Raw genomic sequence first — 26,405 nt, forward strand, 5'->3', positions numbered from 1 at the left:
TAGTTCAGGCAACCCCCGGCGGGGTTTGCGCGCCAGCGTTTCGTCGGTTAAGCGAAATCCACACATCAAGCCGTATGGAAGTTTGTCGTTCGATGCCGCTGACCCGGGGCCGAATTGTAGGACACGACAACGAACGATTGGCGTTCAAGTTCACCATGCAAAATGGGGACGAGCCGATCGAATGCCAGATCAGTGACGCCGCCATGGACGAGCTTGCTGGCGTCAAGGGAACCGAGAGCCTGGCAAGACAGGCGCAGTTTTTGGCGCTGCGAGATGCCGTCGAGCGCATCGCCTCCGACATGTTCGACACGGCGCCGGCCGTGAAGGGCTATGTCGTCAGAATATTCACAAAGCACATCCCGAAATAGCGGCCGGCGCGGCAAGGTATCGCGGCTCGCGCCCGTCCCCTCGACAGAGCGCTTCCGAACCGGCAACCTGCGCGCACAAAATCAAAGACGCCACCGGGGGAACTATCGCCATGAGCAAGCCAGCCAAGACCGAAGCCGAACTCATTGCGATGGCAGTAGCCGAGTTGAAGGTCCATGCCGATTGTCCCGATGGAATGGTGATCTCGGTGCTCCGCGACGGCGACTCCTGGGAGTTTCGCGTAAGTGCCGAACAGGCGACGATCGACAAGCCGGGCTATCCCGAATGCGTCGCGATGGTGGTGCAGATCGGCGACCACCTCTGCAAGCAGTATGATTTCAAGGAGTGAGTAGACCGCGAGGAGTTGCGCGCCTTTCCTATTTCGCAGGATTGCGCACAGCGTAGGCGGTACGAAGTCCCGGCACGAAGCCGCAAGCCTCGTAAAACCGATGCACGCGCGGATCGGCCCGGCCGCTCTGCATCAGTACCTGATAGCAATCCTGTTTCCACGCCTCGGCAAGGGCTGCCGCGATCACCGCGCGGCCGTGGCCGCGTCCCTGGAAGTCGGGATGGGTGGCGACGTTCTCGAGAATGCCGAACTGACGACCGCCGCGCAGAAGATTGGGCGTGGTGATGAGCGTGCAGGTTGAAACGATTCTACTGCTTTCGTCCGATACAAAGATCATTACTCCTTCGCGGGCGAGGATCTGCGCCCAAATTATTCTAGCTCGTTCCGGCTCCGCACTCCGGCTGACGTCGGACTCGGCAAACAGCGCCAGCAACGCGTCGAGATCGCCGGCATTTACCAGTCGCGCACTTGTCATCCGTGAGCTCCTTGATTGAAACCGTTTCCATCCCAAATCGTAGCTTCCCAAGCGGCCAAATAGCGTGAGAGACGGACTAGATTTTATGCATCCCAGGAATACACACCGAACGCTGGTTCCGGTCGCGATAGCTGTCGTGGTCGCGATCATCGGCACCGCGTTTTTCGCGGTGGAATTGCGGACCAAAGACGTGGTCGCGGACAACGGTATCAGTATGATCACGACGGCTGTCGTCGAGAAGGCCGGCGCGACCGCGTATCCGACCGTCCGTGACACCGGCGCGGATCAAATCAGCTACGTCCCGTAACTCTGCACCAGGCTTCCCGCCACCAGCGACCAACCGTCGACCAGCACGAAGAAGATCAGTTTGAACGGGAGTGACACCACGACCGGCGGCAGCATCATCATGCCCATCGACATCAGAACCGACGCCACCACGAGGTCGATGATCAGGAAGGGCAGGAACAACAGGAAGCCGATCTCGAAGGCGCGCTTCAGCTCGGAGATCATGAAGGCCGGCACCAGAATCCGCAGCGACATCTCTTCCGGCGTCGCCGGCGGCGGCTCGCGCGACATGTCCAGGAACAGCTTGAGGTCCTTCTCGCGGACGTTCTTCAGCATGAAGCCGCGCAGCGGCACGGACGCCCTTTGCAGCGCGTCCTCGACGCCGATCTGGTTGGCGACCAAAGGCTTGATGCCGTCGTCATAGGATTTTTGCAGCACCGGCCCCATCACGAACGCGGTCAGGAACATTGCGAGCGCAATGATCACGGAGTTCGGCGGTGCGGTCGCGGTGCCGAGCGCGGTGCGCAGCAGCGACAGCACCACCACGATCCGGGTGAATGACGTCATCATGATCAGGATCGACGGCGCGATCGAGAGGATCGTCAGCAGCGCGATCAGCTGGATCGCGCGTTCGGTGACGCCGCCACCGCCCTGGCCGAGATTGATGCTGATGTCCTGCGCCAGCACCGGATCGGCGAGCGATCCGGCGGCTATCAGTGTGACAAAAAATAAAACTCTACGCGGGGCTTTCGCCGATCTCACGAAGGAGACTTCGGGCGGCCCAGCAATGAGGCCATCTCGTCTTCGAGATTCTCAAACCCGCTTTTCTGCGGCGCGGGCGCGGGGGGCGGGGCGGGCGTCTCGCTGCGCGAGGGGCGGGCAGGCGGCGGCTCCGGCGCGACCGGCGGCGCGATCGGCGCATCGGCCGGCCGGCGCAAGGCAGCTTCGAGCCGCTGCGCCATCTCGGCGAGATTCTGGTCGGCGGACTGCGGCGGAGGCGCAGGCGGCGGGGGTGGCGGCGGCGGTGCTGCGGCACGCTCGGGCGCACGGACCGGCGGCGGCGCCTTCGGCGGCTCCATCTGGCGCTGCTGCCGCGGCATCAAGGGTTCATTGCGCGCCATGCGCGGCGGGACCGGATCGGGACGCGGTTCCGGCCGGCCGCCCATCGGCTCCGGCGCGAAGCTTGCCAGTGGATCGGTGCGGCGCTCGGCCATCGGCGGCGGCGCCGGGCGGCGGAGTTCGTCGGCGAAAGCGGGTCGTGCCGGGCGCGGCGGCGGCTCGGGCATTTGCGGCTCGGCGTGATCGAACGGGTCGCGCGCGCTCTCGTCGTTCCAGCCGGCATCCGGCAGCGGGGCGATACGCGGCGGCTGCTCGCCAGTGACCGCAGGCCGCGGCGCCATCTGCTCACGGCCCGGCATGGCACGGACGATATTGGGTTCCACCACGATGTCGCTGGGGCCGCCGATCATCAGGAGATGCTCGACATTGTCGCGCCGGACCAGCACCAGGCGCCGGCGGCCGTCCACCGCGGCGGCGTCGATCACGGCCAGCCGCGGCATCCGCCCGCGATTCGGGTTGGCACCAAGGCGGTTGGTGGCGAAGCGCCGCACCAGCCATGCGGCAACGCCGATCAGCGCCAGCACGGCGATGAATGCGAAGATGAAATATGCTGTCTGCATTCTCTAGTCCCCGGCCTCAGGCCGTTCTCACATGCTTGCTTCGAGGTGCGCGGACCTGATCTTCCAAGTTGAACATGATTCTTCCGGATTCATGTTCCGAAACGATATTCATGTTCCGAAGCGATCCGTCGACCGGCGAATCACGCCCGAGATGAGCCCTATTCCTTAGTTCCCCACGGCAAACGCTGCCGCCCATTAATTAATAGACCAAGAATCGCTTGATCCAAAACGACTTCTGAGCGCCCCCGGCCGCGTTGGCCGTTGCTGGTTAACGCAGGTTTCGTGGCGAAAATGCGCTCTTTTGGGCGCCGGCCCCCGTGCAAGCGCGTTGTCCACGGCCTGATTCTGCGGATTTTAACCAGCCGTTAACCATACACCGGGCAAATTCTGCCTACCTCGCGGCGCCTGCCAGAGGTTAACGAGGACCCGCTCGCGATGGCCATCAACGATCTTCCGATCCTGTCGGCGCTGCGCACCAAGATGCAGTGGCATCAGGAGCGCCAGCGGGTACTCGCCGAAAACATTTCCAACGCCAACACCCCGAACTTCAAGCCGCGCGATCTGGTGGAACCGAAATTCGACAAAAAGGGTTCCGCCGCCACCGTCGGCGGAACCTTCGGTTCGATGGCGATGATGCGCACCAGCGCGAGCCATATCGGCGTGTCCGGCGGCGCCCAGACCTTCGACGGCGATGGCGGCAAGAGCGGTTTCCTGACCCGGCCGGCCGGCAACGCCGTCAATCTGGAAGATCAGATGGTGCGGGTCTCCGCCAACCAGATGGACTATGCGGCGGCCACCTCGCTCTACACCCGCAGCCTCGGACTTCTCAAAACCGCGATCGGAAAGCGCTGACGCGCCGCATTTAGGGGAACCGGATCATGGCAGATGATGGTGGAAGCGACTTCGCCCGCTCGATGAGCATCGCGACCTCGGGCCTGCGCGCGCAGGCCGGGCGGATGCGGGTGATCTCGGAAAACATCGCGAACGTGGATTCTACCGCGCCGACTTCCGCCGGCGATCCCTATCGCCGCAAGGTGCCGACTTTCTCCTCGGCGCTGGACCGCACGATCGATGCGAAAGTGGTGACGCTCGGCAAGGTGCGCACCGACCAGTCGGCGTTCCGCATCAAGCACGAGCCGAGCAACCCGGCGGCGGACGCCGCCGGCAACGTCAAATATCCCAACGTCAACCCGCTGGTCGAAATGACCGACATGCGCGAAGCCCAGCGGTCCTATGAGGCCAACCTCAACATCATCAGCGCCACGCGCCGGATGATTCAACGCACGCTCGATATTCTCAAGGCCTGAAACAGGAATCATAGACCATGGCTTCACCGACAGTAGCAGCAAACGCCTACGCCGCGCTCTCGCGCATCATGGAGACCGGCGGTGCCGAGAAGGGCGGCCAGACTTCGGGCGGCCCCTCCTTCGGCGCGCTGCTCAAGGATGCCGTCGGCAGCGTGATGGAAGCCGGCAAGAAGTCGGACGCCCAGACCATCGCGATGACCTCGGGCAAGGCCAACGTCATGGACGTGGTGACGGCGGTGGCCGAGACCGACGTCGCGGTCTCGACGCTGGTGTCGGTACGCGACCGGGTGATCCAGTCCTACGAAGACATCATGAAGATGCCGATTTGACGTCCTTGGACGTCATCCCGGGGCGATGCGCAGCATCGAACCCGGGATCTCGAGATTCGGGTTCGCTTCGCGCCCCGGAATGACGCTGCGGAAAGAGCGAGACAAAAAATGACCGGTGCTGAAACCCTCGACGTGGCGCGTGATGCGATCTGGACCATCGTGGTGGTGTCGTCGCCCCTGATGGTGGTCGGCCTCGTGGTCGGCGTCGTGGTGTCGCTGTTCCAGGCGCTGACGCAGATCCAGGAGCAGACGCTGATCTTCGTGCCGAAGATCCTGGCGATCTTCGTGACATTATTGCTGGCGTTGCCGTTCATGGCGGATTCGCTGCAGGGCTACATGATGCGGATATCGTCGCGAATCATAGGCGGATGATGCACTGTGGTTGAGCCATGCGCATCGATGTCTCGTTCCTGCCGGCCCTTGCCGCGACTTTCATGCTGGTGTTCGCCCGCGTGGGGGCGATGGTGATGCTGTTGCCGGGATTTGGCGAGAGCAACATCCCGGTCCGGATCAAGCTCGCGATCGCGCTGTTGTTGACGCTGATCATCCTGCCGCTGCACCGCGCCGCCTATCAGGTCGATTTGACCTCGATGAGCGCGATGGGCGTCCTGATGGTGCACGAGATCGTCATCGGCGTGGTGCTCGGCGCCACCGCGCGGGTGACGCTGTCGGCGCTGGCGGTCGCAGGATCGGTGATCGCCCAGCAGCTCGGCCTCGGCTTCGTCACGGCTGTCGATCCGACCCAGGGCCAGCAGGGCCTTCTGATCGGCAACTTCCTCTCCATCCTCGGCATAACGCTGTTGTTCGCCACCGACACCCATCACCTGGTGATCGCGGCGCTCAACGAGAGCTACCGGATTTTCTCGCCGGGCGAGACGATGCCGACCGGCGATGTCGCGGCGCTTGCGACCCGGGCTTTCGCCGCCGCCTTCAAGATCGGCCTGCAATTGTCGGCGCCGTTTTTGGTGTTCGGCATCGTCTTCAACATGGGGCTCGGCATTCTGGCGCGGCTGATGCCGGCGATGCAGGTCTATTTCGTCGGTGTGCCGCTCTCGATCCTGATCGGCTTCTTGATCTTCGCCGGCGTCCTCACGGCGATGATGGGCACCTATCTGAACTACTTCACCGGCGTCATGCACGAGCTCACACCTCTTAGATAGAGCATGATCCGGAAAAGTGGGCACCGGTTTTCCCTCGCGACAAACGCGAAGCGTTTGCGCGGAGATCATGCTCAAATAAAAAAACCAAGGCACCGCGATGGCCGACGATAGCGACGATAAAACAGAAGACCCTACGCAAAAGCGTCTCGACGACGCGCATGCGAAGGGCGACGTTGCCAAGAGCCAGGAGGTCAACACCTGGTTCGTGATCGCGGGCGCGACGCTTGTTTTGTCGACCTTCTCGGGCTCGATCGGCGGCGGCATCCTGATGCCGCTGCGCAATTTGATCGCCAATGCCGGCACGCTGCGCGCCGACGGCTCGGCGCTGCTGCAACTCGGCAATACGCTTGGCATTGCCGTGCTGGCGGCGATCGGCGTACCGCTGTTGATGCTGATGCTATCGGCCATCGCCGGCAACATGATCCAGCACCGGCTGGTGTGGTCGTCGGAATCGCTCACGCCCAAATTCAGCAAGGTGTCGCCCGGCGCCGGCTTCAAGCGCATCTTCGGCAAGCAGGCGCTGGCGAATTTCCTCAAGGGCGTGTTCAAGCTGGTCGCGCTCGGCGCCGTCATGATGGCGGTGCTGTGGCCGGAGCGCCACCGGCTGGAATCGTTCCTGGCCTTCGACCCGACGGCGATCATGGGCGTCACCACCAGTCTGACGCTGCATCTGATGGGCGCGGTGGTGGCGATGCTGGCCGCCGTGGCGATCGCGGACTACTTCTTCCAGTACCGGCAGTGGTTCGAGCGGCAGAAGATGTCGCTGCAGGAGATCAAGGACGAGTTCAAACAGTCCGAAGGCGACCCCCACATCAAGGCCAAGATCCGGCAGTTGCGCCAGGCCAACATGAAGAAGCGGATGATGACCGATGTGCCCAAGGCCAGCGTGATCATCACCAACCCGACCCACTATTCGGTGGCGCTGTCCTACGACCGCGGCATGTCGGCGCCGGTCTGCGTCGCCAAGGGCGTCGACAATATCGCGTTCAAGATCAGGGAGATCGCCAAGAAACACGACATTCCGATCGTCGAGAACGTGCCGCTGGCGCGCGCGCTCTATGCCACCGTCGATGTCGACGAGGAAATCCCGGTCGAGCACTATCATGCGGTTGCCGAAATCATCGGCTTCGTCATGGGGTTGAAGCGCGACGCTGCCGGCCGGCGCAACTGACGGATGGGTCGGAAATTGCCTTGAAATGCGTTGGATAAAGCCCTGGACGATATTTTTTACGTGTTTTCTTCACTCGAACCGGTGCTCATTTCGCTTGAAACCGCTATTGATGCCAATTAGCCGCCTGATGGACTTGCGCTTGCCGGTCCGATTCAGGCACTCAAGGGAGGCGCGCAGATCAGCGCGCCATCCCATGCCGACGGGCTTGCGTCCCCTGATATGACCGCCGAAACCGACAGCCATCCGTCCCCCGAGCCCTTCGCGGCCCATGAGCCGGCGCGGCGTGGCGGCAGCATCGTGCTGGTGCTGCTGGTGGCCGCCGGCATCGTCGCGATCGCGGTCGTGCTGATGACCATCGGCCGCGCCCAGGCCCAGCCCTATATCCTCGGCGTGCTGGCGCTGCTGGCCATGGTCGGCCTGTTCAATCTGTTCGCCTTCGCCGCGGGCATCATCCGGTTCACCGACCGCAGCACCGACGATCCGGTGATGGGGCGGATCGCGGACCATGCCTATGACGGGCTCGCGGTCACCGATTCGCGCGGCCATGTGGTCTATTCCAACGCCGCCTATCTGGCGCTGACGGGGGCCGCGACCGCCCAGGAGGTGCGCCCGATCGAGCGCGTCTTCATCGGCAATCCCGATGTGTCGGAGGCGGTGTTCCGCCTGCTCAAGGCGGCGCGCGAGGGCAAGCGGCAGCAGGAGGAAGTTCGGATCGCAGGGACCGACGGCGCCCATGGCCGCTGGCTGCGGATGCGGGTCCGTCCGCTCGGCGCCAGCAAGCGCGAGGCGAAATATTCGGTGTGGTCGATCGCCGACATCACACGGGATCGCGAGCGCCAGGAGGACGTCTTCAAGGAATTGCAGCACGCGATCGAATATCTCGATCACGCGCCTTGCGGCTTCTTCTCGGTCAGTCCTTCAGGCGAGGTCGTTTATGTCAACGCGACGCTGGCGGGCTGGCTCGATCACGACCTTGCCGAGATCGGATCGGGCGGCTTGAAGTTGACCGATATCGTATCGGGCGACGGCGCGTCGCTGCTGACGTCGATCGTGGCGGTGCCGGGCGAAGTCAAAACCGAAGTGCTCGACATCGATCTGCGCATGCGCAGCGGCAAGACCATGCCGGTGCGGCTCTTTCACAAGCTGGCGTTCGGCGCCGACGGCGTGCCCGGCGCGTCGCGGACGCTGGTGATCAGCCGCGCGCGCGACGAGCATTCCGACCCCGAGCGCGCCGCTGAAGTGCGCTTCATGCGGTTCTTCGACCATACCCCGATGGCGATCGCGACCGTGGACCGCGCCGGCGCGGTGGTGCGCGCCAATGCCCGCTTCGCCAAGCTGGCGCAAAGCCTGAGCGCGGACGGTGCCGCCAACAAGTCGATCTTCCGCAGCGTGAACGCCCGCGACCGCAGCCTGCTGATCGCGGCGATCAACCAGGCCGCCGAAGGGCAGGGCGACATCGCGCCGGTCGAAGCCATGCTCGACGGCGCCAAGGAGCGCTGGGCGCAATATTTCGTCACCGCGGTCGAGGAGGACGAGCGCGAAACCGAAGCTGCCATCGTCTACATGCTGGAAACCACCGAGCGGCGCACGCTTGAGAACCAGATCAACCAGTCCCAGAAGATGGACATGGTCGGCCAGCTTGCCGGCGGCATCGCGCACGATTTCAACAACGTGCTTTCGGCCATCATGATGGCCAACGACTTCCTGCTGAACGCGCACAAGCCGACCGACCCGTCGTTCCAGGACATCATGCAGATCAAGCAGAACGCCACCCGCGCCGCGACGCTGGTGCGGCAGCTGCTCGCGTTCTCGCGCCGCCAGACCCTGCGGCCGCAGGTGCTCGATCTCGGCGACGCATTGAGCGATCTCACCATGCTGCTGCGCCGCCTGATCGGCGAGAAGGTCAAGCTCGACCTGGTGCATGGCCGCGATCTCTGGCCGGTGAAGGTCGACGTCTCGCAATTCGAACAGGTGATCGTCAATCTCGCCGTCAACGCCCGCGACGCGATGGCCGATGGCGGCAAGCTGACGGTCAAGACCAGCAACGTCACGACGGATGAAGCCGCGCTGTTGTCCTACAAGGGCATGCCGGCGGCGGACTACGTGCGGATCGACGTCGCCGATACCGGCACCGGCATCCCCGCCGAGATCGTCGACAAGATTTTCGAGCCGTTCTTCTCCACTAAAGAGGTCGGCAAGGGCACCGGCCTCGGGCTGTCGACCGTCTACGGCATCGTCAAGCAGACCGGCGGCTTTGTTTACGTGGATTCGAAAGCGGGGGAGGGCACCACGTTCCGCATCTTCCTGCCGCGGCACCGTCCCGAACTGGAAGCCGCGCCCGAACCGCAGGTTACCAATGGCGCCGCCAAGGAAGCCGCGGCGGAGCCGCCGAAGCCGCAGGCCGATCTGACCGGGCAGGGCACCATCCTGCTGGTGGAAGACGAGGACGGCCTGCGCTCGCTCAACGCGCGCGGTCTTCGTTCGCGCGGCTACAGCGTGATCGAGGCCGCCAACGGCATCGAGGCGATGGAAGCGCTGGAGGAGAAGAACGGCGCCGTCGATCTCGTCGTCTCCGACGTGGTGATGCCGGAAATGGACGGTCCGACGCTGCTCAAGGAAATGCGGCAGCGCAATCCCAACCTCAAGATCATCTTCGTCTCCGGCTATGCCGAGGAGGCCTTCGACAAGAGCCTGCCGGAAAACGAGCAGTTCGCCTTCCTCGCCAAACCCTTCGCGCTCAGCGCATTGGTCGCGAAGGTCAAGGAGACGATGACGGCGTCGTAACCGCTTTCGGTCTTCGGTCCGGATTTCAGGAATTGCGAGGCGGGAGTGGCCCCTGTTGTCACCTTTGAGCCGGAAAACCCACGCCACCATACAGCCACCATACATTTGCCGTTCTGAACGGGGTTAAGGTGTCCGCTTACGGCACCGACGCTGCTCACGAAGGCAAGTTGCATGACCGATCCTGCCACGGTTCCCGAGGCGGCTGACGCCGCGGAAACAGCGTATTTTCTGCGCCGTTTCGCCGACATGATGTCCAACGGGCAAAACGCCGAAAATCTGCTGCGGGCGGCCGATCTGATCGACGGCCTGATGGCGCGCGTTTCCGGCTCCTTCGATGAGGAACAGCTGTGGCGATACAAGTACGAAACCGTGAGCCACCAGAATGACGAGCTGGAAACCGAATGCGAAAGCCTTCGGCATGACGTCGAGCGCCACGTAAAGCTTTCCAGTTTCATCATCACCGAGCGCGATACGCTCAAGACGACGCTGCAGGGGCGGGAGGCGGAGCTGCTCGAGCTCGGCGACACGTTGAAGCGAGCGCAGGAAACCTTGGAGGGTGCACAGGAGGAGGCCGCGACGAAATCGCAGGCGCATGAATCGGCCCTGGCCGAGCTTGGTACAGGCTTCGATCAGGAGCGTGTCGCGCTGAAGGCAAGCCTGGAAGCGAGCATCAAGCAAATCGAGCAGCAGCGCAGCGAGCATCTGCGCGAGCGCGACGAGCTCTCGGCAAAGCTGTCGCAGAGCGAGGCCGTCATGGCCGAGTTCAGGCTTGCCTTTGATCGTGAGCGTGACGATTGGCAATCCAGGCTGCGAGCACGCGAGGACGAACTTGCGACGATCCGCGTCGCGACCGCGAACGAACACGAGGAGCTGCAGCAGAGGATCGAGGCGCTCGAGGCCAAACGGGAGGAGCTTCGGTCGGCCTTTGACCGGATCAGCCAGCTCGGCGTTGCGGCCGCCGACCCGCGCGCGGAAGCGCAAGGCGGCTTGCCTCCGGTTCAACCGCCGGACCGGGATTCAGCGCCCGGAGAAAACAGCGCGGTCGTGCCGAAAGAGACCCTGCGCCAGGCGCGGGCGCAATTCGAATTTCTGGCCAAGGAATGTGTTCGCCGCGGCGATGTCGCAACCCAGGCCATGTGCGAACTCGGGGCCCACACCATGGATCAGGCCCTCGTGGCCGAGGAAACATCGCATCCATCGCCGGTCGGTGAGGTGGCGTTAAGCATCCTCGGGCCGGTCCTTGCACCCGTCCTTCGACCCGTCGCGGCCGATCCCCATCCGACTCGCTAGGTCTGCGCGGAAAGCTTCTGAGTTCCAACGGGTTCAATCGTACAACCGGCCTAATCGTCACATCCCCGCGACTGAGGGCCGCAGCGCTTGTTCCCGTTTACGGCTTCACTTTTAAGCAGCTCTGACCATCTTAGGGGCTGCTTCCCCATGCCGGGGAATTGAGGAAACAGATATGAATTTCTCGCAACGCACGCGCGGAATTGTCCGGGCCTTCGCCATCGTCCTGTCGCTGGCGGTTCCCGCCGCGATGGCCATCACGGCGGCTGACGCCCGGGTGGGCGGCGGCAGCAGTTCCGGTTCGCGGGGATCGAAGACCTATTCGGCTCCGCCCAGCACCAGCACGGCGCCCAACGCGGCGCAGCCCATGAACCGTACCTTCAGCCAGCCGGGCGCACCGGCGGCCGCTGGAGCCGCCGCAGGGGCAGCCAAGGGTGGCTTCTTCAGCCGGCCCGGTATGGGCATGATGATGGGCGGTCTCGCCGCAGGCTTCCTCGGCGCCGGCTTGTTCGGCATGTTGTCCGGTGGCGGCCTGCTCGGCGGCCTCGGCGGGATTGCGTCGATCATCGGCCTGGTCCTGCAGATCGGCCTGATCCTGATCGTGGTCAAGCTGGCAATGTCGTGGTGGCAGCGCCGCCATACCCCGGCGGCCGCCTATGCCAATTCGGCTGCCGGACCTGCCGCGGGTTCAGCCCCGCCGCAGACCGGCTTCGGCTCCGGAATGGGCTTTGGTCTGGGATCGAGCAGCCCCGCGCCGCTCGAGATCGGGCCTTCCGACTACGAGGCGTTCGAACGGCTGCTTGGCGAAGTCCAGGCCGCATGGTCGAACGAGGACGTCGCGAAACTGCATACGCTCGCAACGCCCGAGATGGTGTCGTACTTCACCAAGGACCTCGAGCAGAACAAGGTCAACAACGACCTCAACAAGGTGTCCGACGTGAAGCTGCTGCAGGGCGACCTCGCAGAAGCCTGGCGCGAAGGCCAAACCGATTATGCGAGCGTCGCGATGCGCTTCTCGCTGGTCGACAAGACCCTGGAGCGCGGCACCAACCGTCTGGTCTCGGGCAGCGAGACCCCGATCGAGGCGACGGAAGTCTGGACCTTTGCCCGGCAATCCGGCGGACAATGGGAACTCTCGGCGATCCAGCAGACCAACTGATCTTCTGCTGAAGGCTAAAACATACAAGGCGCCGCGGTTAATTCCGCGGCGCCTTTTGCTTTGCCGCCGATTCTTATTTTGACGCGTTTTCTACCGCAGATAAGTTTACGCAATCTGCGCAAACTTGATTGCTATGCGAACCGGTATCCACTTCGCTCGAAAACGCTATGCCTCCGGAATAATGATCGCCGCGGCGTGTTTTTGACGACGTACCAACAAGAGAAAAGGGAGGCTTCGATGAACCTCGTTTCCAGGATGATCTCACCGGCCGGTTTCGTCCTCGCGGCGATCTCGCTTCTCGCCGCAGCGCCGGCGCAGGCGCAATCGGCCGACACCAGCTTCTTCGTGACCAGCAACGGCATCGGCAATGGCGGCAATCTCGGCGGCCTCGCCGGGGCCGATAATCAATGCCAGACGCTGGCGCAGGCTGCCGGCGCGGGCGGTAAGACCTGGCGCGCCTATCTCTCGACCCAGGCCGCCGACGGCAAGCCCGCCGTCAATGCGCGCGACCGCATCGGCAACGGACCGTGGAAGAATTCCAAGGGCACGGTGGTCGCCAAGGATGTCGCCGAACTGCACGGCAGCAACGGTCTCACCAAACAGACCGCGCTCAGCGAGAAGGGCGATGTCATCAATGGCCGCGGCGATACGCCGAACCGGCATGACGTGCTGACGGGCTCGCAGCCGGATGGAACGGCCTTTGCAGCCGGCGAGGACCGCACCTGCAAGAACTGGACGAGCAGCACGCAGGGGGCGGCGTTGGTCGGGCACATCGACCGTGTCGGCCTGCGAGACGACGACGCCTCGAAGTCCTGGAATTCGTCGCATCCGTCGCGCGGACCGGATGGCGGCTGTTCGCAGAACGATCTGAAGAGCACCGGCGGCGACGGCCTGATGTATTGCTTCGCGGTGAACTGACGACGTCATTCCGGAATGGTGCGTTAGCACCATATCGCAGATGCGCAATTGCACATCGGGGAATCTCGAGATTCCCCGATGTGCAATTGCACATCTGAGGTTCGATGCTTCGCATCACCCCGGAATGACGGAACGAGTCCATGAAGATCATCGACGCGCAGGTTCACATCAAACCGTGACGCCGACGTCGGGGCTGCATCGCAAGGTCGCGAAGTTCGCGGCCGAGGAAGTCCTGGCCGAGATGGACGAGGCAGGTGTGGATGCCGCGCTGATCCATCCGCCAGCCGGCTGGGATCCCGATTCCAACGCGCTGGCGATCGAGGCGGTTCGGAAATATCCGGACCGCTTTGCCATCATGGGCAATTTTCCGCTCGAAAATCCTGACAACCGCAAGCTGATCCATGGCTGGCGCCAGCAGTCCGGCATGATGGGGCTGCGCTGGCCGCTGCTGCTGGAAGCGCACCAGAAGTGGCTCTACGACGGCTCGCTCGACTGGCTGTGGCCCGCGGCCGAGCAGGAGGGGCTGCCGCTGGCGATGATGGGCGGACTGTTCCTGCCGAAATTTCGCGAGATCGCCGAACGGCATCCCGGCCTGAAGATGATCCTGGATCATTGCGGCCTGAACCGGCACGGGCGGCGATGCCGCGGCGTTCGTCCATCTCGATGAGCTGCTCGCGCTGGCGCAATTGCCGAACGTCGCGGTCAAGGCGACCGGCGCGCCGCATTATTCAACCGAGCCTTATCCGTTCCGCAACATCCAAGACGGGCTGCATCGCATCTTCGATGCCTATGGGCCGAAGCGAATGTTCTGGGGCACCGACATCACGCGGATGCCTTGCAGCTACCGGCAATGCGTCACGTTCTTCACCGAGGAGCTGCCGTGGCTGAAGGGCGCCGATCTGGAAGACGTGATGGGCCGCGCGCTCTGCGACTGGATCGGCTGGGACCATGCGAGCGTGCGCGGGTAGCGGCGTGGTCTCGTGAGGCCAATGAAGCAAACGTAAACCAGCGCTGATCGGAAAGGACTGCCCCCTTTAGGCGTCAGTCACCTTTCAACCTTAAGCTTTGTGAATGGGAGTAATCACCTGCATAGGCGCCGCCGTGTTGTGGTGGCTGGTCGCAGCCTACCAGATATGCTGCACCGGCGCGGGCGCAGTCACGTCTGGCGCAATCGTCATTGCCCTGTTGATCGCGGTTATCACGCAAGCTCCTTTTTGGATGCTGATCATCACCTTCCTGACAATGATTTCATCGCGGATTCCCGGCAAATGGAGCGTCGTCGTTTTCACGGCGGTTACCGTGGTCTCCACAACGCTTCTGACGATCGCTCTGCGCCGTTCCTACGGTCCGGAGTCGTTCACATATCGGGTCATCGTCTATCCAGCCTTTGCGGTTGCTCTGCTCTATGTTGTCAGGAGCATGTCGCGCCGCGTAACTCCCGCGTGCACCCCGGAAGGCTAGATCGCCTCGTTCAGCAATTGTTAGCGATGTTCGTCAAGGTAAATATTGTTTTCAAGTTGACGCATGGTGTTGCTCGGCTAGATCATTCAAACGGACGAAGTTGCGTGCAACTTCACGAATTTTCTTCAAGCCAACAGGTATAATCATGTCTCGTGTTATTGCCGCCGCCTTCGCCACCGCGCTCGCCGTCGCCGTCATCCCGACCGCCGCTTCCGCCGGCTGTTATTCCTGCTACCAGCCGCAGCCCTGCTGCGGTCAGCAATACGTGCAGCAGGTGGTCCCGGCGGAGTACCGCACCGTGCGGGAAACCGTGATGGTTTCGCCCGGCCGCGTCACCGCGTATCGCACCCCGGCGCGCTATCGCACTGTGATGGTGCCGAAGACCGTGATGGTCTCGCCCGGCCGCGTCCACTATGAACGGTCAGCCCCGCGATACGCCGTCCAGCAGCGCGTTGAAATGGTTGCGCCGGCCCGTGCCTATTATGCGCCGGTCGCGCCGCGTTGCGCCACCTGCGGTTATTGAGCCTCACGCAAGCCGCCATCGCCTGAAGCCGTCGCCCTGTCCGGCGCGACGGGTCCGCGATCGCGGCGCTGTTGCTCGAAGAAGCCATGCCCGGCTTTGAGGCCGCCTTTCAGGCGGCCTTTTTCTTTGACGCCTTGCCGGCGGTCTTCTTTTTTGCAGCCTTCTTTTTGGCAGGCGCTTTGACGGTCTTCTTGGCGGCTTTCTTCTTGGTCGTTTTCTTCTTGGCCAGATAGACACCGACGTTTTTCGACGAATGCCCGGCGGCGGCGACGGCAGCCTTCAGTTTCGCCGGGGTGACCTTGAACTTCTTCGACCAGTAGCGGACTTCGTGGGGTTGGCTGACGGCGATCAGGGCGCGGTCGGCGGCCTTGTGCTTCTGCTCCCCGATATAGGCTTCCACTTTCCTGGCGGAGTGGCCGACCTTCTTGACGGCGGCTTTCAGCTGGGCCGGCGTGATCTTCAATTTCTTCGACCAATAGGCGACTTCGTAAGCTTCGCCCATTGCGATCAGCGCGGCATCGGCACCGCCGCGCTTCTTCTTGTTATCCGCCATCCCATGCTCCTGTCGTGTTGAGGAATTCGGCACCCAGGAGGAACCTAACACGGCCTCCCGCCTTCGGACAGATTCGCGCCTGTATGGGCGTCAGGGCCGGCCGGCATTGTGACGAACGAAATGCGGACTGATGTGTTATGGCTGCGAGCAGGGCTCTTGGTACAGGGTCCTTGATACAGGGTCCCTGGAGATGCCGTCGATGCGCTATCAACTGTATTACTGGCCGCATATTCAGGGCCGCGGCGAATACGTCCGGCTTGCGCTGGAAGAAGCCGGCGCGGCCTATATCGACGTGGCGCGAAGCGGCAACGGCACCAGCGCGATGATGAAGATGATGGAGACCGCAAAGGGCACGCCGCCCTTTGCGCCGCCGTTCCTGAAAGCGGGAAACCTCGTGATCGGCCAGACCGCCAACATCCTGCTTTATCTCGGCGCGCGCCATGGGCTGGCGCCGAAGGCGGAAGCGGCAAGGCTGTGGGTGCACCAGCTGCAGCTCACCATTACGGATTTCGTGCTGGAAGTTCACGACACCCATCATCCGCTCGGCCAGTCGCTCTATTACGAGGAGCAGAAGGCGCCCGCTAAAAAGCGCACCGCCGAATTCTGGAAATCACGGGTGCCGAAATATCTGGATTATTTCGAGGCGTTGCTGGCCGCGGGTGGCGGCGGCTACGTCACCGGCCGGCGCCTGACCTATGTCGACCTGTCGCTGTTCCAGATCGTGGAGGGGCTGCGCTACGCCTTTCCCAGGCGCATGAAAGCGTTTGAAAAGAACATTCCCGCCCTGGTCGAACTGCATGACCGCGTCGCCGCACGGCCGAACATCAAGGCCTATCTCGCCAGCGAGCGGCGGATTGCGTTCAATGAGGACGGGATATTCCGGCGCTACAAGGCGCTGGATCTCTAACCTCGTCATTCCGGGGCGCGCGGAGCGCGAACTACGGTGCGCAATTGCGCACCTGAGAATCTCGAGATTCCCCGATGTGCAATTGCACATCTGAGGTTCGATGCTCTCGCATCGCCCCGGAATGACGGCGTTGCCGTCACCTGCTCCTCCCATCGATCGGCGTCATCGTCAGCTTCGACAATTCGATGCCGTCGATGCAGCTCACGTTGAGCGCCACCACTTCGCTGCCATCAGGCCTGGTGCCGCGCGCAAAGACGTCGACGCCGCAATCGATGCAGAGCTGGTGGCGGATCGCGTGCTTGTTGAAGAGATATTCGCGTAGATTGTCCTCGCCGGCGCGGAGCTGAAAGCTCTTCGGCGCCAGGAACGTGATATGCAGGCCCTTCTTGGTGCAGATCGAGCAATTGCAGGCGGTCACCATCGCCAGGTCGGTGGTGCATTCGAACCGAACTTGGCCGCAATGGCAGCCGCCCGTGTAGGTCTTGCTTTCAGGCATGTGTCCCTCACCAGATTCCCGGAACCAGACGATAGCGCACGCGCGCGGCATAGTCAGCATAGCCCGGCAGGCCCGCGATCAGCGCGCGCTCCTCAATACGGGCGCGTACCGCGAACAGGATGGCGAACAGCGGCGCCAGCGCCACGCCCCACCAGGATCCCAACAGCAGTGGCACGCCGACGAAAAACAGCATGATGCTACTGTACATGGGATGGCGGACAAAGGCGTACGGTCCCGTCGAGATCACATGATGGTCGCGCGCGGCCTGTACCTTGATCACGGGGGCCGCGAACGTGTTTTCGCGAAACACCCACATGATGAAGGCTGTCGAGAGCAGGTACATGGCAAGGCCCAGCACCTGCAGGGCCAGGGGGACGTGGGAGGCCTGCATGCGCCGGTCCAGTCCCATCGCGACGAACCAGATCAACCCCGTGGCGGCGAACACCAGCATGAACTTCTTGTCGGCGGCCGGCTGTTCCTCGCGTGCCGTCAGCCGCATCCGCTCGGCGAGCAGCGCGGGATCGGTTTTCGCAAGCCACAGGCCGCAGGCCGGGCCGAGCACCGCGGAGGTCGCAAGGCACGCCCACGCGCCGGGCCAATGCAGCGTGCCGGCGGAGGCAAACAGCAGCGCACCCATCCCGACGACGAAGAAAGTGTTCTGCAGCAACAGCTTCGCGATCATGCGTATCCCCATTGCCTGGGGCATCATGATCGCGTGATTTTTCGGCAAACTTGCGGCGTTTGGCCCGACAAGGCCAGGGCGAGCAGTCTCTATGCGAACTGGTCGATCCGCGTTCCCTGTCCAGGCGGCAGGGCGGCAAGCAGCGTCGGCTTCGGCAGGCGCGTGCCGTCGGCGGCGGCGCCGTTTTGTACGTCGGCGGGCTTTAAATCTGGCTTGGGCGCGCTGGCTTCAGGCGGCTTGATCTGCACCGGCGCGGACACAGCAGAGATATCCATCGGCATCATCCTTTTCGTTGCCTCCGACACTGGAGGCATTGAAGCGAACGATGTGTGAATCCCGGCCGGTGATCCCGCCCGATGGTGAACGGGGCGCTCGAAAATTCATTAGAATGCAGCGGATTCCGCAGGGGGGCCGCTACTCGTCCTTGCCGCGGGTGACCGCAATCGAGGCCTCGGTCTTGGTCCGCGTGCATTCCATGTTGAGCCGGCGGAAGCGCATCGAGACCTTGTCGCCGCGCAGGATGCCCATCCGCTTCATGCAGCGCGTCGAGCCGGTCACGACGTCGGGCTTCGGAATGGTGAAGACGAGCGCGCCGGCTCTCGCGACCATGTCGAGAAATTCCGGTTTGAATTTCCGGTCGGTCTTCGCATAGAGCTCGAGCGAGTAGCTCTTGCCGCGGCAGCCGATCGAGAGTTCCTTCGCGGAGGGGTGCGTCAGATAGACGATGTTGGCGGCCTTGAAGTTGACCTTGATCCCGTCGACCTGGCTGGCGAGTTGCTTGGCGACGTCGTCGCAGCGGTCGGCGCGGGCCGGTGAGGCCGAGAAGGCGGCCAGCGCCAGCGCGGCCGCGACCAGAACCGATCGGCGAAAGTGTCGTCGTGATGTCATTTGTAAATGCCCCTCTGGGCCCCATTGAAGCTTGCGCGGCAGCTTCCTGCAAGAGGCCTATTCGAATGTCAATCAGAAGCCGCGCATCATCATTGCGATAAAGAACGCCGTCGTGGTGAACAGGTTGAGCAGGGTCGGCGTGCTGACCAGCGCCGTGGCGGCCCCGAGCCGCTGGTCGCGCGCGGCACAGGCGATGGCAAAGGCAGCCATCAGCGGGAACAGGATGATTTGCACCGATGTTTCCAGAGCCGCGTAAGGGCCGTTGAAAGCGAGCCCGTGCCGGATCACCGAGGGCATGTAGCTCAGCCAGGTCATGAGCATGACCGCGCCGAGCGCCATGACCGCGTGGCGCACGTAACCGATGGCCGCGAACAGCAGCGCCGACAGCGCCAGCACCGGATGGACGGCAAGATGCAGCTTGATGACGGCCGCGCCGATGCCGGGACCCGGGATTTTCGACATATCGTCCAGCAGCGTCGGTGCGCTCGACATGCCCCAGTAGAGCTCCAGCAGCGCGATCACAGACAGCGCGATGCGCAGGCCGATCCGGGGCGGCGCTGACGTGGCAGGCGCGATCCCGGCCGCCGGGGCAGCCGCGCGCATCTCGGCCGCGGTCATCGGTGTCCCCATTGGCTTGCCGGCATTGTGCATCAGGCCCCGCGTATGGCGAGGCCGATGGCAATCGCGATGATGGCGGCGATGTTGAACAAGGTGGGAAGGCTGGCCAACGCGGTGGCAACGAGCAGCCGACGGTTGCGCGCGGCAAGGCCGATCGCGCAGACAGCCAATAGCGGGAACACGATGATCTGTGCAGGCGACCAGATCGCGCCGAAGCCGACCGCGTCTATTCCTGACGACACCACGGTCGGCATGTATTTCAGCCAGGTCACGATGATGACAGCGCCGAGCATGACGATCGCGGGGCGCACGCGCCCGAAGCCGGCGAACACCAAGGCCGCCAGCGCCAGCAACGGGTGCATGAGGCTAGCTGCGCCGCTGACGGCAGGCACCTCGATTTCAGGATCACCGAAGATCCCCCATGCCACCGAAATGCCGTCGAGGAGTTCGAGGACCGTGATGATGATCAGGGCGACGCCGAGGCCGGACAGGCTAGCCGCGGACGGGACCGGGGGAGGGGCGGCCACTGTCTCGGTCGACACTGCGGTGGGAACAGTCGTCATTCTCGATTTCGATTGCTGATGGCCATTCGGGAACCTTCCTTTTGTGTCAAAAGTGCTTAGAACGGTTCAAATGCCGGGGTGTCCCGTGGACGCTTCCGCCCCCAAAACCTTGCGAGCCCAGCCCATGAACGCCCCCACCGCCTTTCCCGACCAAAAGCCCGTTCCGCCCTACAAGCACACGCCGCTGTTTCCGCTGGGCGCGGACACCACGCCCTACAAGAAGATCACGGCCGAGGGCGTGCGGGTCGAGAAGGTGCTGGGCAAGGACATGCTGGTGGTGTCGCGCGAGGCGCTGCGGGCGCTCTCCGAGGCCGCCTTCGGCGACATCAACCACTATCTGCGCCCCGGCCATCTGAAGCAGCTGGCCAACATCCTCGAGGACAAGGAAGCCAGCGACAACGACAAGTTCGTCGCGTTCGATTTCCTGAAGAATGCCAACATCGCCGCCGGCGGCGTGCTGCCGATGTGCCAGGACACCGGCACCGCGATCATCATGGGCAAGAAGGGCGCCCGCGTCATCACCGACGGCGACGACGAGGCCGCGCTCTCGGAAGGCGCGCGCGACGCCTATCTGCGCCGCAACCTGCGTTATTCGCAGGTGGCGCCGATCTCGATGTACGAGGAAAAGAACACCGCCAACAACATGCCGGCGCAGTGCGAGATCTATGCCGAGGGCGATGACGCCTACAAGTTCATGTTCATGGCCAAGGGCGGCGGTTCCGCCAACAAGAGTTTTCTGTTCCAGGCGACGCCGTCCGTGCTGACGAAAGATCGCCTGCTGGCGTTCCTGAAGGAGAAGGTTTTGACCCTCGGGACGGCGGCGTGCCCGCCCTATCACCTGGCGATCGTGATCGGCGGCACCTCGGCCGAGCTTTGCATGAAGACGGTGAAGCTGGCGTCCGCGCGCTATCTCGATGCGCTGCCCACCCATGGATCGGCCGATGGCAACGCCTTCCGCGATCTGGAGATGGAGCAGGAAATTTTGAAGATGACGCAGTCGCTCGGCGTCGGCGCGCAGTTCGGCGGCAAGTATTTCTGCCACGACGTGCGCGTGATCCGGATGCCGCGCCACGGCGCGTCGCTGCCCATTGGTCTCGGCGTGTCCTGTTCGGCCGACCGCCAGGTGCTCGGCAAGATTACGAAAGACGGCGTCTATCTCGAGGAGCTTGAGCACAACCCCGCGCAGTATTTGCCGGCGGTCGAGCAAGCGCTCGGCGGCGAGGTGGTAAAAATCGATCTCAACCAGCCGATGAAGGATATTCTGGCGACGCTTTCAAAGCATCCGATCAAGACGCGGGTCTCGATGACCGGCACGATGATCGTCGCGCGCGATTCCGCCCACGCCAAATTGCGCGAGCGGCTGGAGAAGGGCGAGCCGCTGCCGGATTACTTCAAGAACCATCCGGTCTATTACGCCGGTCCCGCCAAGACGCCCGACGGCTACGCCTCCGGCGCGTTCGGTCCGACCACCGCGGGACGCATGGATTCCTTCGTCGACCAGTTCCAGGCCGCGGGCGGCTCCATGGTGATGGTCGCCAAGGGCAACCGCGCGGTCGCGGTGCGCGAGGCCTGCAAGAAGCACGGCGGCTTCTATCTCGGCTCGATCGGCGGCGCCGCGGCCAACCTTGCCGAGCACTGCATCAAGAAGGTCGAGGTGGTAGAATATCCCGAACTCGGCATGGAAGCGATCTGGCGCATCGAGGTGGTGGATTTTCCGGCCTTCATCATCATCGACGACAAGGGCAATGATTTCTTCAAGGAATTGAATTTGGGGTGAGGCGGCGTCCAGATTGTGAGCGAGGGTGTGATGGTCGAATGGTTCGAGGACCTGAAGCTCGGGATGCGCTTCAAGAGCGACGGAGTGACGGTGTCGAAGGACGACATCATCCGCTTCGCGACCGAGTATGATCCGCAGCCATTCCACCTCGACGAGGAAGCGGCGAAGAATACCATACTTGGCGGCCTCGCCGCTTCCGGGTGGCACACGGCTGCCATTGCGATGCGGCTTGCGTCGAGCTGTCGTCCGTTCGGACCACATCCCCTGTTCGGCGCCGGTGTCGATGATCTTCGCTGGCTGAAACCCGTGCGGCCCGGCGATACGATTCATCTTGAAGGGGAACTGGTCGAACTGGTGCCTTCACGCTCGAAGCCGCATGGCGTCGTTCGCATCAAATGGACGGCCTATAATCAGCGCGGCGAGGCGGTCTACGCATTCAATCCGATTGCGATCGTGCCAAGCCGGCCGAAGTGAGCGGGGGCGGGAGCTGCAGAGCCGTCGGCCTCGATGGATTTGGCAACGGCTGGGTCGCCGTGCGTCTTGAAGGCGGCACGCACGAAATTTCCTTCCATCGCGATGTCTCGGAAGCGTTGTCGCGCCCATTCGATCGGGCAGGGATCGATATCCCCATCGGCATGGCCGACCACGGCGAGCGCGCGTGTGATCTGCTCGCCCGCGACGAATTGCGCCCGCACACCTCGCGTGTTTTCACGGGCGCGCGGCGCTGGATTTGGCAAGGCTTCAACAACCCCGACGAAGCGAACAGGGAATGCCTGCGGCGCGGCCAAAAGCGAATATCGCGCCAGCTCTGGCATCTCGGACCGAAGATCATGGAGGTAGACGCTTTCCTGCGTGCGCATCGCGCGCTTGATGTCCGCGAGGTCCATCCCGAGCTGGTGTTTCTGCGGTTGAACGCAAACAAACCCTTGCCGTCGAAGAAATCCGAGGAAGGAGATTCGCTTCGTCGGATGTTACTCAAGCGGAGCGGGCTTGGCGATATCGAGCAATGGCTCGGCAAGGCGCGGATCGGCACCGGCGCGAAGCGTGACGATGTCCTGGACGCCAGCGCCGTGGCGATTGCCGCGCGCGAACCCGCAGGCAGCGTCGGATCGCCATTACCGGACGCCGACGGTCTGCCGATGCAAATCTGGTTCTAACGGCGCCAGCGGACGTCTCACTTGTCGTCCCGGCGAAGGCCGGGACCCATAGCCCCGATCATCTGTTGTTTGAAGGAAGTCATCGACCATCGTGCCAATTCACAATCGCCACGGTGTATGGGTCCCGGCCCCCCGTGCGCAAGTGCGCACTAGGCCGGGACGACATCGACCCCTCAACTGCAATTCGTGACCTGGCTGGAGCACAGGCTGCGCCACCAGCCGCGCACGCCGTCCTGGCTTTCGACGAGGCCCCAATAGCCGCTGCAGGCGAGCAGGCGCTTCGGGCCGCCGTCGGTGTCGAGGGGGCCGCCGAGCTTGCGCTGCGCCGGCGTCCACTTCGCATCGGCGAACGGCGCCTGGAATAATCCGCCCATCCGCGTGCCGCCATTGGCGTAGTTTGCGCCGACCTTGTTCGCGGCGACCCAGCCGCGCCCCGAATAGGGTTTTGGCGCGTTGCGCGGATATTTCTTTTCGTCCTCATATTCCTTGCCGGGCGGCGTCGCGCCTTCGATCAGGAACCAGCCGTCCTTGAATCCGATGACGCGGAATTCGGTCAGCCAGCCGTCTTCGGGTGTGTTCTCACTGCCAGCCATCTTCAGGCGATAGGGCGGCGGCAGCGTGCCGAGCACGCGCGATTTCACCGAAGGCTCGGCGCGGACGTTGAGGCCCTTGGGATCGCGATCTTCCGACCAGGCGCCGAGATTGCAGGGCTCGGTACCATCAGGCAGCGCCGCGCGTTTGGCCGCGAGTTCGGCGTGCGATTTTGCGAACTCGCTTTCCTGGCCGTCGGGATCGGTCATCGTGGTGTCGCGGTTGCCGCGCGTGGCGTCGCTGCGCGGCTTCAATTCCGCCGACAGCGCACGCCGCTCATCCTTGTCGAGCTTGATGACGAGCACCTGGCGGGCTGCGAACACGCTGGCAGCGGACTTGGGGTCGTTCGCGCCTGCCGGATAGACCGCGAGGTATCCGGTCATATCAGTGGTGCGGTAGGCTTCGCCCGCGACATAGCCCGCCGGCACCAAAGCGAGCGCGCTGGCGCGCCATGCCGGCTCGGGCTCGGGCGCGGATTGTGCGATCGCCGCCGTCACCAGGGAGGCGACGACGGCGATTGAAAGCAGTGTGGTCTTTTGCATGGATCGAACAACGAGGGAGCGAAGCTGCTCCGTCCGTATCAGGCCCGGGTGCCCGTGAACGGAAAACTGCCCATCGGGCCGATGCCCATTTCGCCGGACATGCTGTCGCCGGAAACTTTTCCGGTGAAGGCGAGCGTCAGCGGCATCGGGTTGGTGATGGAGATCTTCCAGGCGACGTCGTCGCCATTGGCGGTGCCGTCGAAGATGTCGCCGGAATTGCCGTCGGCGCCTTGCGTGCCCGTCAGCGTGCCGCCGGAATTCTTCAACGTCAGCGTCGCCTTGCGCTCGCCCATCGGCGTGGTCATGACGATATCCCAGTTTCCGTCCACGGCCATCTTGGTCTCCCCAATACATTTCCCAGCAACCGGAATGGTTCTGAGTTCTCCCGGCGGCGGTATAACCCATCTTGCCGCGCAAGCCCAACCCTGTAGCCTTCCTTTTGACGCGTTTTCTTGACGCGAACCGGTATCCACTTCGCTTGAAAACGCTTTGCCTACGGTACTTACGCGCGGGCGGCCGCGCGCAGGCGGCTGCCGACCAGGACGCGGAACGCGACATATTGCACGGCGAACAGAGCAATCTTGGCCCCGATCAGGACGACGGTCACATAGAACGTCCACAGCTTCATGTCGCCGGTCATCGCGACGCCGATGGTGCCGGCGGCGAGCACGAAGCACAGCCCGGCCCAGACGTAGCCTGCGACGGTGACATATTCCGGGATGGTCTGGGTCACGATCGGCGGCATATAGCGCAGCATCCAGCCGCGCTTGAGCATGATGAGGCCGATCGCAAAATGCCCGATCGCGGGTTTCGCCAGCACGAAGCGCGGGTCGTGGGTCAAGAGCGTGGCGCCGCCGAGCACGATCACGAGGCCGAGGCTGGCCCAGGTCATGTAGCCGAGTTCCTTGCCCTTGATGCGGGAATAGATCACCTGGCCGATGGCGCCTGCGATCGCGACGCCGGTCGCCAGCAACACGTTGTCGGTCGCGAGATAGATCGCGATGAACACGATGGTGGAGAAAAAGTCGGCGCCTAATCTTGCGAATACGTCTTTCATCGCGCTGCTTTCTGTTGAATGCGGTGGCTCGGAGAGATCGATATCTTAGTGCGTGCCGGGCAAAGCGTTGGCGGGCGGGGTGCCATACTTCGCCTTGCAGTATTCGGGATACCATTTGGTGAAATAGGCCGCGCTGTTGCGTGCGGCAAACGCGACCAGCAGTCCCGCCCACAGTGGCAGGCCCGGCACATAGATCAGCGCGGCATTGCCGGCCATCATCAACACCATCGCGCCGGTCCATGCCCAGGTGATGATATAGTTCGCCTTGATGAAGCCGGGCAGCTTCGCGGTCTTGGCATCGACCACCTCAAGCGCATATTGCAGCGTGAAGGGTTTGCCAGCGATGATCGAGCCCAGCGTGACCAGGAACATGCCGGCATCGACCGCGAGCTTGACGCCGGAGACGCTGAGGTCAGGATCGATCTCGGTGACGTAACCGCCGATCGCGGTAAAGACCACGACGGAGCCCACGCCCAGGATCTTCAGCGAGCGGCCGCGAACCATGTCGTAGGCGATCGCCGGGAGGCAAATCGCGGCAGCGCCGAACAGGGCGACGTCGGCCGAAGTCACCAGCATCAGCAGGGCGAAGGCACCGTAGGGGGCGAGGATCAGGAGGATCGTCATGGCAGCCTCTCCGGCTTTATCTTTACATCGTAAAGATACCGTAGGGGTAAGGGCGGGAGGCGTCAAGGAAAATCTTTACAGTGTCAAAATAAATGAATTGTAGCGAAATAGTCAATTAATACAGTTAGTTGTGCGGAATTGAGCGAGGACTATAACGGCCAGAAGCGCGCCAGCGCAAGAAGCGCGGCTGCGAGCAGCACAAGCAGGGTAAGCAGAATGCCGCCGACCCGGCAGATCTGAAACTGCAAGGTGCGTGGGCCGACATACATGCCGAGCGGATGCAGCAGCCGCGCCACCAGCAGCATTCCCATCAAGAGGTGCACCCGCGCGGTCGGCATACCGGACATTTCCAGCAGCGCGACCAGCAACACGATAACAGGGACATATTCGGCAAAATTGCCATGCGCGCGAATGGCGCTGCGCAGCTTGATGTTGTCGCCGTCGCCGAACACGATGCGATGTCCCCGCCGCAGGCGCGAGACCTGCAGGCCGAGCACGAGATACAGCAGCGCGAGAATGGCGAGATAGAAGCCGGTGATCGTGGGTATGTGCATGTGTGGGTCCCCCGAGACGACTCATAGCGTCATTCCCCGATGCGCAATAGCGCATCTGAGGGCGCGCGTTAGCGCGAACCCGGAATCTCGAGATTATCGTATTCTATCATCTCTAGATTCCGGGTTCATCGCTGCGCGATGCC

36 protein-coding genes are annotated in these 26,405 nt (G+C 63.1%); 21 read left to right on the forward strand and 15 right to left on the reverse strand.

The genetic code is table 11. The features are described from left to right. The first annotated feature begins 92 nt into the window (after positions 1-92). A complete protein-coding gene (locus JQ611_RS21915) occupies positions 93-368 on the forward strand; it encodes a DUF1488 family protein (RefSeq protein WP_212466571.1) in 276 nt (91 codons plus the stop codon). 110 nt (positions 369-478) lie between these two features. Then, entirely contained in the window at positions 479-715 is a 237-nt protein-coding gene (locus tag JQ611_RS21920; RefSeq protein ID WP_212264290.1) for a hypothetical protein, read from the forward strand. A gap of 28 nt (positions 716-743) precedes the next feature. On the opposite strand, the gene JQ611_RS21925 is transcribed toward JQ611_RS21920, so the two are convergent. Further along, positions 744-1,190 (reverse strand): GNAT family N-acetyltransferase, encoded by a 447-nt coding sequence (locus JQ611_RS21925; protein WP_212264291.1) that lies wholly within the window; start codon positions 1,188-1,190, stop codon positions 744-746. A gap of 136 nt (positions 1,191-1,326) precedes the next feature. On the opposite strand from JQ611_RS21925, the gene JQ611_RS21930 reads away from it, so the two are divergent. Next, positions 1,327-1,497, forward strand: coding sequence for a hypothetical protein (locus JQ611_RS21930; protein WP_212264292.1), 171 nt, complete (start codon positions 1,327-1,329; stop codon positions 1,495-1,497). Here the strand turns inward: JQ611_RS21930 and fliP are convergent. Together fliP and JQ611_RS21940 are read right to left on the reverse strand one after the other, a co-directional pair. Then, positions 1,485-2,237: a flagellar type III secretion system pore protein FliP gene (gene fliP, locus JQ611_RS21935; RefSeq protein WP_212035006.1), complete on the reverse strand. Its 753-nt coding sequence runs from the start codon at positions 2,235-2,237 to the stop codon at positions 1,485-1,487. The genes JQ611_RS21930 and fliP overlap by 13 nt on opposite strands. After that, complete coding sequence (locus tag JQ611_RS21940; protein ID WP_212264293.1) at positions 2,234-3,154, reverse strand: flagellar biosynthetic protein FliO; 921 nt, start codon at positions 3,152-3,154, stop codon at positions 2,234-2,236. The genes fliP and JQ611_RS21940 overlap by 4 nt, the downstream gene beginning before the upstream one ends. 435 nt (positions 3,155-3,589) lie before the next feature. Here JQ611_RS21940 and flgB point away from each other — a divergent pair, with 435 nt between their 5' ends. From flgB to JQ611_RS22010, 14 genes are all read left to right on the forward strand, one after another. Beyond that, the gene (gene flgB, locus JQ611_RS21945; protein ID WP_212466572.1) at positions 3,590-4,006 is read left to right on the forward strand and encodes a flagellar basal body rod protein FlgB; all 417 of its coding nucleotides are present in this window, start codon (positions 3,590-3,592) and stop codon (positions 4,004-4,006) included. 26 nt (positions 4,007-4,032) lie between these two features. Then, positions 4,033-4,461: a flagellar basal body rod protein FlgC gene (flgC, locus tag JQ611_RS21950; protein ID WP_212264295.1), complete on the forward strand. Its 429-nt coding sequence runs from the start codon at positions 4,033-4,035 to the stop codon at positions 4,459-4,461. A gap of 17 nt (positions 4,462-4,478) precedes the next feature. Then, positions 4,479-4,790 carry a flagellar hook-basal body complex protein FliE gene (fliE, locus tag JQ611_RS21955; RefSeq protein ID WP_212264296.1) on the forward strand — a complete coding sequence of 104 codons (312 nt, stop codon included), beginning with the start codon at positions 4,479-4,481 and terminating at the stop codon, positions 4,788-4,790. A gap of 108 nt (positions 4,791-4,898) precedes the next feature. After that, positions 4,899-5,162 carry a flagellar biosynthesis protein FliQ gene (gene fliQ / locus JQ611_RS21960; RefSeq protein WP_192740264.1) on the forward strand — a complete coding sequence of 88 codons (264 nt, stop codon included), beginning with the start codon at positions 4,899-4,901 and terminating at the stop codon, positions 5,160-5,162. 17 nt (positions 5,163-5,179) lie between these two features. Continuing rightward, positions 5,180-5,950 (forward strand): flagellar biosynthetic protein FliR, encoded by a 771-nt coding sequence (gene fliR, locus JQ611_RS21965; protein WP_212387248.1) that lies wholly within the window; start codon positions 5,180-5,182, stop codon positions 5,948-5,950. Between the two features lie 97 nt (positions 5,951-6,047). Next, on the forward strand, positions 6,048-7,121 hold the full coding sequence (flhB, locus tag JQ611_RS21970) for a flagellar biosynthesis protein FlhB (RefSeq protein WP_212387246.1): 1,074 nt from the start codon (positions 6,048-6,050) through the stop codon (positions 7,119-7,121). A gap of 219 nt (positions 7,122-7,340) precedes the next feature. After that, a complete protein-coding gene (gene cckA, locus JQ611_RS21975; protein WP_212466573.1) occupies positions 7,341-9,905 on the forward strand; it encodes a cell cycle histidine kinase CckA in 2,565 nt (854 codons plus the stop codon). Positions 9,906-10,214: 309 nt separating this feature from the next. Continuing rightward, on the forward strand, positions 10,215-11,195 hold the full coding sequence (locus tag JQ611_RS21980) for a hypothetical protein (RefSeq protein ID WP_212466574.1): 981 nt from the start codon (positions 10,215-10,217) through the stop codon (positions 11,193-11,195). A 172-nt stretch (positions 11,196-11,367) separates the two neighbouring features. After that, positions 11,368-12,351, forward strand: a complete 984-nt coding sequence (locus tag JQ611_RS21985; protein ID WP_212466575.1) for a Tim44-like domain-containing protein — start codon at positions 11,368-11,370, stop codon at positions 12,349-12,351. Between the two features lie 255 nt (positions 12,352-12,606). Continuing rightward, a complete protein-coding gene (locus JQ611_RS21990; protein ID WP_409411291.1) occupies positions 12,607-13,269 on the forward strand; it encodes a lectin in 663 nt (220 codons plus the stop codon). 175 nt (positions 13,270-13,444) lie between these two features. Further along, positions 13,445-13,936 carry an amidohydrolase family protein gene (locus tag JQ611_RS21995; RefSeq protein ID WP_212466577.1) on the forward strand — a complete coding sequence of 164 codons (492 nt, stop codon included), beginning with the start codon at positions 13,445-13,447 and terminating at the stop codon, positions 13,934-13,936. A 10-nt stretch (positions 13,937-13,946) separates the two neighbouring features. After that, a complete protein-coding gene (locus JQ611_RS22000) occupies positions 13,947-14,237 on the forward strand; it encodes a hypothetical protein (RefSeq protein WP_409411292.1) in 291 nt (96 codons plus the stop codon). 133 nt (positions 14,238-14,370) lie between these two features. Next, complete coding sequence (locus JQ611_RS22005) at positions 14,371-14,730, forward strand: hypothetical protein (protein WP_212466579.1); 360 nt, start codon at positions 14,371-14,373, stop codon at positions 14,728-14,730. Positions 14,731-14,875: 145 nt separating this feature from the next. Then, the gene (locus JQ611_RS22010; RefSeq protein WP_212264304.1) at positions 14,876-15,253 is read left to right on the forward strand and encodes a hypothetical protein; all 378 of its coding nucleotides are present in this window, start codon (positions 14,876-14,878) and stop codon (positions 15,251-15,253) included. Positions 15,254-15,362: 109 nt separating this feature from the next. Here JQ611_RS22010 and JQ611_RS22015 read toward each other — a convergent pair whose 3' ends face one another. Beyond that, complete coding sequence (locus tag JQ611_RS22015) at positions 15,363-15,806, reverse strand: DUF3606 domain-containing protein (RefSeq protein ID WP_212264305.1); 444 nt, start codon at positions 15,804-15,806, stop codon at positions 15,363-15,365. Positions 15,807-16,005: 199 nt separating this feature from the next. Here JQ611_RS22015 and JQ611_RS22020 point away from each other — a divergent pair, with 199 nt between their 5' ends. After that, the gene (locus JQ611_RS22020) at positions 16,006-16,713 is read left to right on the forward strand and encodes a glutathione S-transferase (protein WP_212466580.1); all 708 of its coding nucleotides are present in this window, start codon (positions 16,006-16,008) and stop codon (positions 16,711-16,713) included. A 136-nt stretch (positions 16,714-16,849) separates the two neighbouring features. On the opposite strand, the gene JQ611_RS22025 is transcribed toward JQ611_RS22020, so the two are convergent. The 6 genes from JQ611_RS22025 to JQ611_RS22050 all read right to left on the reverse strand — a co-directional run bounded on the left by JQ611_RS22025 (position 16,850) and on the right by JQ611_RS22050 (position 19,960). Next, the gene (locus JQ611_RS22025) at positions 16,850-17,209 is read right to left on the reverse strand and encodes a GFA family protein (RefSeq protein ID WP_212264307.1); all 360 of its coding nucleotides are present in this window, start codon (positions 17,207-17,209) and stop codon (positions 16,850-16,852) included. A 7-nt stretch (positions 17,210-17,216) separates the two neighbouring features. Continuing rightward, positions 17,217-17,891 (reverse strand): isoprenylcysteine carboxylmethyltransferase family protein, encoded by a 675-nt coding sequence (locus JQ611_RS22030; protein ID WP_212387227.1) that lies wholly within the window; start codon positions 17,889-17,891, stop codon positions 17,217-17,219. An 89-nt stretch (positions 17,892-17,980) separates the two neighbouring features. After that, the gene (locus JQ611_RS22035; protein ID WP_212387224.1) at positions 17,981-18,166 is read right to left on the reverse strand and encodes a hypothetical protein; all 186 of its coding nucleotides are present in this window, start codon (positions 18,164-18,166) and stop codon (positions 17,981-17,983) included. 139 nt (positions 18,167-18,305) lie between these two features. Next, a complete protein-coding gene (locus JQ611_RS22040; RefSeq protein ID WP_212466581.1) occupies positions 18,306-18,779 on the reverse strand; it encodes a hypothetical protein in 474 nt (157 codons plus the stop codon). A 72-nt stretch (positions 18,780-18,851) separates the two neighbouring features. Further along, positions 18,852-19,397, reverse strand: coding sequence for a hypothetical protein (locus tag JQ611_RS22045; RefSeq protein WP_249133357.1), 546 nt, complete (start codon positions 19,395-19,397; stop codon positions 18,852-18,854). A gap of 32 nt (positions 19,398-19,429) precedes the next feature. Next, entirely contained in the window at positions 19,430-19,960 is a 531-nt protein-coding gene (locus JQ611_RS22050; protein ID WP_212387220.1) for a hypothetical protein, read from the reverse strand. A gap of 124 nt (positions 19,961-20,084) precedes the next feature. Here JQ611_RS22050 and JQ611_RS22055 point away from each other — a divergent pair, with 124 nt between their 5' ends. From JQ611_RS22055 to JQ611_RS22065, 3 genes are read left to right on the forward strand one after another with little or no spacing between them, the layout of a single operon-like run. Continuing rightward, positions 20,085-21,737, forward strand: coding sequence for a fumarate hydratase (locus JQ611_RS22055; RefSeq protein ID WP_212264312.1), 1,653 nt, complete (start codon positions 20,085-20,087; stop codon positions 21,735-21,737). A gap of 30 nt (positions 21,738-21,767) precedes the next feature. Then, a complete protein-coding gene (locus JQ611_RS22060) occupies positions 21,768-22,211 on the forward strand; it encodes a MaoC family dehydratase (protein ID WP_212387218.1) in 444 nt (147 codons plus the stop codon). A gap of 59 nt (positions 22,212-22,270) precedes the next feature. After that, complete coding sequence (locus JQ611_RS22065; protein WP_312012106.1) at positions 22,271-22,894, forward strand: DUF429 domain-containing protein; 624 nt, start codon at positions 22,271-22,273, stop codon at positions 22,892-22,894. Positions 22,895-23,067: 173 nt separating this feature from the next. Here the strand turns inward: JQ611_RS22065 and JQ611_RS22070 are convergent, their stop codons facing one another. The 5 genes from JQ611_RS22070 to JQ611_RS22090 form a co-directional block, all read right to left on the reverse strand. Further along, a complete protein-coding gene (locus JQ611_RS22070) occupies positions 23,068-24,027 on the reverse strand; it encodes an SH3 domain-containing protein (protein WP_212466583.1) in 960 nt (319 codons plus the stop codon). 38 nt (positions 24,028-24,065) lie between these two features. Then, entirely contained in the window at positions 24,066-24,362 is a 297-nt protein-coding gene (locus JQ611_RS22075) for a hypothetical protein (protein ID WP_212264316.1), read from the reverse strand. Between the two features lie 167 nt (positions 24,363-24,529). Next, entirely contained in the window at positions 24,530-25,084 is a 555-nt protein-coding gene (locus JQ611_RS22080; protein WP_212466584.1) for an inner membrane-spanning protein YciB, read from the reverse strand. A gap of 45 nt (positions 25,085-25,129) precedes the next feature. Then, the gene (locus JQ611_RS22085; protein ID WP_212264318.1) at positions 25,130-25,708 is read right to left on the reverse strand and encodes a hypothetical protein; all 579 of its coding nucleotides are present in this window, start codon (positions 25,706-25,708) and stop codon (positions 25,130-25,132) included. A 149-nt stretch (positions 25,709-25,857) separates the two neighbouring features. Then, on the reverse strand, positions 25,858-26,262 hold the full coding sequence (locus tag JQ611_RS22090; protein ID WP_212387205.1) for an MAPEG family protein: 405 nt from the start codon (positions 26,260-26,262) through the stop codon (positions 25,858-25,860). Positions 26,263-26,405: the final 143 nt, after the last annotated feature.

This window comes from Bradyrhizobium sp. AUGA SZCCT0182, from assembly GCF_018130185.1.
Classification (GTDB): Bacteria; Pseudomonadota; Alphaproteobacteria; order Rhizobiales; family Xanthobacteraceae; genus Bradyrhizobium.